10 protein-coding genes and 1 pseudogene are annotated in these 8,495 nt (G+C 35.3%); 10 read left to right on the forward strand and 1 reads right to left on the reverse strand.

Translation table 11 applies throughout. The annotated features are described in order from the left end of the window. On the reverse strand, positions 1-346 hold a 346-nt coding region (locus tag FTU83_RS16200; protein ID WP_171493085.1), incomplete at its 3' end, for a transposase. A 196-nt stretch (positions 347-542) separates the two neighbouring features. On the opposite strand from FTU83_RS16200, the gene FTU83_RS16205 reads away from it, so the two are divergent. The 10 genes and pseudogenes from FTU83_RS16205 to FTU83_RS16250 all read left to right on the forward strand — a co-directional run bounded on the left by FTU83_RS16205 (position 543) and on the right by FTU83_RS16250 (position 8,377). Next, complete coding sequence (locus FTU83_RS16205; protein WP_180107316.1) at positions 543-1,412, forward strand: IS982 family transposase; 870 nt, start codon at positions 543-545, stop codon at positions 1,410-1,412. A gap of 255 nt (positions 1,413-1,667) precedes the next feature. Then, on the forward strand, positions 1,668-3,035 hold the full coding sequence (locus FTU83_RS16210) for an MBOAT family protein (protein WP_286383517.1): 1,368 nt from the start codon (positions 1,668-1,670) through the stop codon (positions 3,033-3,035). Further along, positions 3,022-4,101, forward strand: coding sequence for a DUF459 domain-containing protein (locus tag FTU83_RS16215; protein ID WP_180107307.1), 1,080 nt, complete (start codon positions 3,022-3,024; stop codon positions 4,099-4,101). Before FTU83_RS16210 ends, FTU83_RS16215 begins: the two co-directional genes overlap by 14 nt. Positions 4,102-4,126: 25 nt before the next feature. Further along, complete coding sequence (locus FTU83_RS16220) at positions 4,127-5,398, forward strand: SGNH/GDSL hydrolase family protein (protein WP_180107309.1); 1,272 nt, start codon at positions 4,127-4,129, stop codon at positions 5,396-5,398. A gap of 35 nt (positions 5,399-5,433) precedes the next feature. Further along, complete coding sequence (locus FTU83_RS16225; protein WP_176538036.1) at positions 5,434-5,967, forward strand: hypothetical protein; 534 nt, start codon at positions 5,434-5,436, stop codon at positions 5,965-5,967. 22 nt (positions 5,968-5,989) lie between these two features. After that, complete coding sequence (locus FTU83_RS16230) at positions 5,990-6,349, forward strand: hypothetical protein (RefSeq protein WP_180107311.1); 360 nt, start codon at positions 5,990-5,992, stop codon at positions 6,347-6,349. A gap of 237 nt (positions 6,350-6,586) precedes the next feature. After that, positions 6,587-6,823: pseudogene (locus FTU83_RS16235) on the forward strand (IS1595 family transposase); the annotation flags it as partial. 227 nt (positions 6,824-7,050) lie between these two features. Then, positions 7,051-7,422 (forward strand): hypothetical protein, encoded by a 372-nt coding sequence (locus FTU83_RS16240; RefSeq protein WP_180107313.1) that lies wholly within the window; start codon positions 7,051-7,053, stop codon positions 7,420-7,422. Positions 7,423-7,493: 71 nt separating this feature from the next. Continuing rightward, on the forward strand, positions 7,494-7,847 hold the full coding sequence (locus FTU83_RS16245; RefSeq protein WP_180076605.1) for a hypothetical protein: 354 nt from the start codon (positions 7,494-7,496) through the stop codon (positions 7,845-7,847). Positions 7,848-7,993: 146 nt separating this feature from the next. Further along, a complete protein-coding gene (locus FTU83_RS16250; protein ID WP_001055589.1) occupies positions 7,994-8,377 on the forward strand; it encodes a transposase in 384 nt (127 codons plus the stop codon). Positions 8,378-8,495: the final 118 nt, after the last annotated feature.

Raw genomic sequence — 8,495 nt, forward strand, 5'->3', positions numbered from 1 at the left:
GCCCATCGCTACTTTTTTGGTAGCTGATTACAATATCAATATGCTTTTGTCTTCTACAAAGCGTGGTGTAATCTGGAGCTATCCAATTTAATCCGCAAAGTTTAATCAGACTTTGCACAAAGCCAGTGACCATACGTAAAGACAGACGGAATAAGGATTTAATCATTAAGCAGCATTGGATGGCTGCGTCGGAGTAGGTTTGATTTCGCCCTTGTTTGCCTTTTGATGGCGCATACCATTGCGTAGCAGGATCAAACCAAATGGCAATATTTCCGCGACTCATGAGTGCTCGGTTATATGCGGGCCAATTGGTTGTGCGGTAGATTTTGTGTGTAGGCTTCTTCATTTGAAAATTATATCGCTGAAAAACCCTTTACAGATAGGTTTGTGCAACAAAGCCTTTATGGGCTAAAAAAATTATATAGTTCAGTGCCATTCATTATGTTATTTAACCCGAATCTCGGATAAGAAATTGACTTGAAAAATAAGCGGACTAGAGCCATCAGTTGAGTTACCACACAAAACTCACAACTCTAGTCCTGATGTTTAATAGTACCCAATTATTCTGTGTAATTGATGATTTCTTTATTAAATTTGAAGCAACTTATTGGAAATTCCTCAAGCAAAGCTGTCGCTACTCAAGAATCCGAGCTGCACAATTAACTATTTCAGAAATCATCTTTATCGCTGTTTGGTATAAATGCTCTCATTTCAATAATTTCAAAGCATTCTTCTCATGGTTGAAACAGGATAAAAGACATTTATTTAAAAGCTTACCCTGTTACCAAAGGATGATCCACCTGATCAATATGCATCAATTGGCGCTACATGCTTTACATGTAGCTTTGACGAAAGGTCAACAGAGTCAATATTTATGGATTGATTCAACGACTCTGCCAGTTTGTAAAAATCAACGCATCCAGCGTCATAAATCATTAGCAAAAATCGCATCTCGTGGTAAAAGCTCAATGGGATGGTTTTATGGCTGTAAATTACATATTGTGATGAATCAATTTGGAGAAATAGCTTGCTCTGCTTTATCCAATGGACATATAGCCGACATCAAAATGGTTGAGGAATTGGTTAAAGGTATGGAAGCAAAGCTGTATGGAGATCGTGGCTATATCAGTCAGGAAACGAAGCATAGATTAAAAGATCAAGGTATTGATTTAATTACCTATCATCGAAAGAACATGCAGTCTATACAGCTTTCTGAATCTGATGGATATCACTTGAAACAGCGCAATAAAATAGAAACCTTATTCAGCTTATTGAAAGGTCAATACAATCTGGTTACAAGCAAATCACGTAGTATTTCTGGATTTCTCAGTGGAATCTATGCATCGTTATGCGCATATCAACTTACCCATCAAAATAAGCCAAAAATTCAAATTATGGGATCAATGGCTTAAACAGGATTCGGGTTATTTAATGAGTTTATCTTAAGTAATGTAATAAATTTATTAATAAATCTAATAAATATTTTTTTAAAAATAATGTTATATTTGGGTAATTTTTTGTAACTGAATAAAAAAATGTTTTCTTTTTTATCTATAGAATTCGCATTGTCGTTTATTCTATTTTTTGCAATTTATTGGGTATTTAGGAATAAGCCTCAGATTCAGAATCTGATTCTCGTTATTACAAGTTATTTGCTGGTTTTTTTGATGGCTGGTGGGTTAGCTATCATCATTTTACTTGTCTTTAGTCTGATAGTTTATTTAATATCTATATTAATGGATCGATATGTTTTAATTAAGAAAAAATTATTAATTTCTGGAATTGTAATAACATTAATTCAGCTAAGTATCTTTAAATATTATGATTTTTTTAAACCTATAGTTTCTGAATTTTTAGATAAATTTAATTTAGATAATTCCGGATTGGCAGCAAATTTAATTTTACCTTTAGGCATTTCCTATTACTCATTCCAAGCGATTAGTTATTTGGTTAGTCGTTATAGGAATGAAATAGATTGTCCTAGATTTAATTTAATTCAACTTTTAATGCATTTTTCATTCTTTGTAACTATAACTGCCGGCCCTATCGCTCGTGCTCAGAATGCAAAGGGGCTGACTGATATTAGTGGCCAGTCTTGTGGAATGAGTACACAGATAACGACGAATCAGCCCCGTAAAATTTTATTACCGAGCTTGGCTTTAATACTTCTGGTTTTAGCGTTAATAAAAAAATGGTGGATTGCGGGTTGGATTGCGGATCAATGGGTAAATCCCGTATTCGCTAATCCAATGCAATATCATAGTTTAGAAATATTAGCTGCGATTTATGGTTATACCTTGCAGCTATTTCTTGATTTCTCCGGCTACAGTGAAATGATGATCGCTTTTGGCCTGCTGTTGGGTTTTAGATTACCTGTAAACTTTAGAGCTCCATTACTTGCCCACAACATTCGTGATTTTTGGGATAAATGGCATATCAGTTTGTCTACCTGGATCCGAGACTATATTTATATCCCGCTAGGGGGAAGCCGGGGTGGTTTTACACTAACCCAATTAAATCTAGTGATTGCAATGGTGTTATCAGGTATCTGGCATGGTTCAGGATGGAATTTTTTTATCTGGGGATTGTTACACGGCTTAGCATTAGTACTGCTTAATATCTCAGATAAAGTCTATCAAAAGGTCTTTAAAGTAGACATAAAACATGCACGTGATGCTTTTGCAAAATCAAGTTGGATAGGTAAAACCACTAGCATATTTTTAACAATCACCTTTGTTAGTTTTTGCTTTGTTTTCTTTAGAGCCAAAACCTTCGAAGAGGCATTGCAGGTATTTAGAGCCTTATTGAGTAATCATATTAATGTCCAATGGACTAGTAACCCATTATATTTACTTACTTTATTAACGATAGCCTGGGTAATTTACCCATTTGTTTATCGGGCATTAAGTAATTTAAGTTCATATCAACGAAAGATCCCAAGATATGCATTGCTAGTACCGCTCTTCGCTATTTTCATCACTATTATCATTTGTGCACCCTCTGGAATTCCTGGATTTATATATGCAAATTTCTAATGAGTCAAAACTGCTAGAGCTTGAATATGAAATTAATGCTCAGGAATTTAGTCCAGCTGATGATCATGTTCAGAGTTATATTTTTATTCTGGTTACCCTGGTTTTTTTTGCATTTTTATCAATTTGGATTATGCAAAATTCAGTCAATGCCTATTTTCAGCAGACTTACCATAGAGAAAGTCCTTTAACTAAGTTAGATAAATTTGAAGTATGGACATTCGGTGGGCAGATTGGCAATCTTCTATATACGAAACATGGTTTGGATAAAGCCATGATTGGTCAATTGAATACAGACATCATAAGTCGATACAATGAGCATTATGCTTATACACCAGAATATCGCCAATACTTACTACAACTTGAGAAACAAGAAAAAATTAGATTAGTGAAAGAAGAACAAGCAAAGGCACATCAAGCTTTACTTGACCAATTTACATTGACCAAAACAGACCAAGTTTTCTTTGCCGGTGACTCATTAATGCAGGGAGTTGCACCGCACGTACAAAAGCATTTGCAAGAAAAATTTGATATTAAAACCATTAATTTAAGTAAACAGAGTACAGGCTTGTCGTACCCTAGCTTCTTCGATTGGCCTAAAACAATTCAAGATACCATTTCTGCAAATAAGCAAATTAAAGTTTTAGTCGTGTTTTTAGGAGCGAATGATCCTTGGGATATGCCAAACCCTAAAGGTGGAAGTTACCTTAAATTTCAATCGCCTGAATGGGAGACTGTCTATCGTTCTCGCATTTCTCAAATTATTCAAACAGCCAAAGAAAATCGAATTAGTGTGATGTGGTTGAGTCCACCAAACATGAAAAAAGATTCGTTGAATCAACAGATGGTATATTTAAATCGAGTCATTAGTGATGAAGTGAAAAAGCATCAGGCATTTTTTATTGATTCCAGACCATTACTCGGTGGAAAAAACGATATTTACAATGAATATGTTACTAAAAATGGAAATTCTATTAAAATGCGTAGTGCTGATGGAATCCATTTTTCAACAGATGGTCAGAAACTGATTGCACAAGTTATTTCAAGCCATCTAAAAATTATTCATTAAACTCAATAAAATACAGGTTAAGTCTATGTTGATTAAAAAGTCAGTTTATTTAGGTGTATTTTGTATTTTAACGATCGGATCGCCAGTTTACGCTAGTAATTTGACCAATTTTAATGATCCTAATACCGACCAATTAATATCTGCTTTTAAAAATAAATCTGTTCATATTGTTCAATTCGGTGATTCCCATACAGCGGCTGATGTAATGACAGGAACGTTAAGGACTCAATTACAAAACTGGCTAGGAAATGGTGGAATGGGGTGGGGAATGCCTATGTATTTTTCTGGGCAGCGTTTAGTCCGTTATGGGTACGATAACAATGGTTGGGAGCCAATCTCTAGCCGTCAGCAGCGAGATCAAAATTATACTTTAGGGGGCTTAATCGCTACCCCTAAGTTTAATGGAGCAACCTTAACCATTAAATCAAAACAAAGTGAACTTTCGCAAAAAATCAAAGTAAATTTAAGGCAGGCTGCAACGGATGGTAAGTTTTTGGGCCGAGATGCACAAGGTCATCAATTTGAGATTGAAGCCCCAATCAAAAACAATACCTGGCAAACAGTCGAGTTTGTGGCACAGCTACCATTTACCATCACTTCTTCAAATGCAGAACAATCAGCAATTGGGGGATGGTGGGCAAAAAATCAAAATGGTGGGGGTGCTGTTGTTTCAGCATTAGGAATTAATGGAGCAGAATTATCATATTGGAATCGCTGGAACGAGGAGTGGCAGCAAAATTTAAAGAGCATTTCGCCTGAATTGATTATTATTGCTTATGGAACAAACGAAGCATTTAACGACAATATTGATGTTGATAAGTATAAAAATTTATTAATGTCGAAAGTTGATCAGATCCGTCTAGCGAGTCCTGATACTGCCATTATGATTGTTTCAGCACCAGAAAGCTTAAAAAATATCACGGGGCAATGTGGGATAAGACCAATTAAATTAACTGCGATTCAAAATGTGCAGTACCAAGTTGCACAGCAAAAGCATACTTTGTATTGGAATTGGCAACAAGCCATGGGGGGTGAATGCTCGATGAAATCTTGGATTAATCAAGGTTTAGGTCGAAAAGATGGGGTTCATTTTTCAGAAGCAGGGTATCAAAAATTAGGACAAGCATTGGCAGAGGGTCTGCTGTCTTTTGTAGGATTACAACAAAGTTATAACACTCCTACGAATACAGAAGTTAATGTAGCGAAATCTTCACAGAAGTATAAACCTTCAACAAATACGGGATATGCGAGTATTTGTTTGGAGGAAAACACAGAGTGTAAAAGTATAAGCTTTTAACAATTGAATTAATATAGTTAGAAAAGAAGGTTCGGATGAAAGTATCAAAATCTATTTTATTGGTAAGTTTACTTACAATAACAACTGGAGTATTTGCAGAGGATTTCATTTTTGCAAATGGAGTAAAAGTTACAGTAGGAGATTCTTTAAGCACTCTAAAAAAGAAATTGGGTATGCCACAGAAAGAACAAGGTTTCTCAATTTGGAAACTGAAAAATGGCAATCGATTAGTAGCTACTTTTGACCAATACGGTTTAAGTAATGCAACCTTAAGCGGAAAAGTTGCTACGGATTACTTGTCTACAGATGGTGTAAAAATTTTCTTAAATAAAGAAAGCCTTAATACGATTGAGAAAAAATTAAAATATGGTTGTTACCATGAAGGGTGGGGAGAGGGCATGATTGCTGATTATGTGGTGAGAAGTGGTCCCGAAGGTTCAATCAATCTAATTTTTAATGCTTGGGGTGGAGATGTAAACACTAAGCAATTAAAAAACCAAAAGGTATCCGCTATCAGTTTAGGGGATGATGAACCATTTGGTGAACAAAAATATTGTAATTATCAATAAATGAAATAAAGCGATTTAAAAAATGAAAAAAACGATAGCAGCTTTACTTGTTAGTTTTGGGGTATTAAGCCTGAGTACAAATTCAATGGCAGCACCTAAAATAGTAACATGTCAGATTGATGAACAGGGTAAAACTATATTTAAAGGAAAATGCAGTTTTAATCCGAGTGAAGGAGGTTCATTTTACCTAACCAACTTAAATAAGAATAAACCTCTTGTTCGCAACATTATGGATATCGGTGTATATATCGTTGAGCCTGGTGTGGCTGAAGTTAGCGGCTCACTGAAAGGCGCAAATAACTCTCGTTGGGGGTATGCAATACGATCTACTAAACAGAAAGCTTGTTGGGTTGGAAGTGATTTTAAAGTCTGTGCATGGTAAGTGAATAACGTGTATTGATGTTGGAATCTATAGATGTGGTTTTTCTGGCTTTGTTGCGTAAAGATTTCATAACTATATTATTTTAAAGGTTTTGATTAATGATAATGTAGAGTAAAACTTTGTAAAATCAGTGTATTATATGTTTATACGACAAATCCTCATGCCATTTGTTGTATATTACTGTTTAATAATTGTCGAGGCTCTAGACTAGCAGAATAGATATGTTAGTCTAGAATCATGATAGAAAACAGTAAATTAAGTCACTATAAGATTAAAAAAATTATTCAGTGCTTTTGCATTGATATTCCTGCTTCTAAAACAGCCTTATTGCTTAACTTGAACCGTAATACCATCAACTATTGGTACATGCTTTTTAGAGAAGCAATCTACGATCATCAAACAGATTTAAGAGCAAAGTTTGTAGGTTCTATTGAAGTTGATGAGAGCTATTTTGGAGCAAAAAGACAACGTGGTATGGTAATCCCCCCTAAAAATAAAAGGATCTAAAAGTAGAATCTTCTCTTAAGATACAAGCAGGAGATCCTGCTTGAACTACCTGGAACAGCAGAAGTAGTCTATGATCTGGAAGTAGCATTCAAAACTGAAATGCAAGAATTCCACTATAAGCCAAAGATAGCATTTAACGGCTCAACAACAGAATGTTATACTGAATTATCACAAACAATACAGCAACTTATAGAATGAAAAAGACATTAATAAGCTTATTATTACTTTCTTCAACATTAGCTTATGCTAACAACTCAGACTCACCTCAAACAATAAATGTGGGAAAGAAAGTAATTCAGTCTACTATTAAAGGACATATATTTTGGGTAGAAGCTGATGATGGTAAGCAATATCGTCATAGAGTAATTAATTATCATGATTTTAAATATAATTTAGATGAGGGGCCATCTCATAACTACTTCATTACTTTACGATTAAAAGATATAGATGATCCAGAGACACAAACGATTGACTGTAAAACAAGTCTAAATTATGACTATCCAACTGGAGATATTGACTATCCAGACTCCATTGACTTCAGATGGTGCCAAATTAATGAATTTTAATTAATATTTTATAAAACAGTACATTATGTTTATATAAATCATTTTTCTATTTATAGTCTATGGAAGTTCGAATGAAGAAACTATTACTATCACTTTGCTTGATAATGATTACACCTGTTGTATTGGCAGATGCTCAGCAAGAAGCAATGGAAGCAACATTTGCAGCAGCGACAGATTCATCTATAGATACTGTATTTGAAATTTACCAGACCTATTATGATCCTGTAGATGATGAAACCTACTCAATTGTTGGATATGATAGCTTGGAAGATATAGTATTTAAAGATAATTTAGTTGTTTACAAAGTTACACTGCTATACGGTGATCCAGACATTCCTCGTATCTATAAAGGCTGTGATGTTTATATTACTGCTAAAAATGGCAAGACAACATACAGCAAAATCAATCCAAAAGAATGTATGTAAAAGGAACTAATATGTGTGATTCATAGAGATCGTTTCAATTTAGCGATCTCTAAATCCATCGTAAGCATCCGGCTAACACAGCCTTACCAAGCGATCCTATAAGCCTTAATTTAGTTCCCACCTAAAAACAAGTGGGGACTTAATCCATGAACATGGATATATATTCAGCAACACCTCCTGTTGCTAAAAAACGCAGAACATACAGCAAAGAATTCAAACTCAGTATTGTCAATGCCTGCAAAAATCCTAATACCTCGATCGCTTCGGTCGCACTGCAACATAGTATTAATGCCAACCTTGTCAGTCGTTGGATCAGGATCTTCAGCCATCATGAGGGTGCCGTGCAGGATCCTACTCATGTGAATCCAGCATTTATTGCTTTGCCTTACACTGCTGCAATCAGCCAACCTATTGATGAGAGGATCACGTTGTGTATCACCGTGCCTCATACGAATAATGATATTCAGCTAAAATGGCAGACATCAGAAATACCTGCCTTGGCAGAATTACTCAAGGCACTGGCAACATGATCCGCATTGATGAAATCTGGTTGTCTACTCAGCCCATGGACATGCGTGCAGGTATGGATACGACCATGGCTCAGGTGGTGAGAGCCTTTGGCTACATCAAACCGCATTGTGCTTACCT

Source organism: Acinetobacter sp. YH12152 (genome assembly GCF_013418285.1).
Classification (GTDB): Bacteria; Pseudomonadota; Gammaproteobacteria; order Pseudomonadales; family Moraxellaceae; genus Acinetobacter; species Acinetobacter amyesii.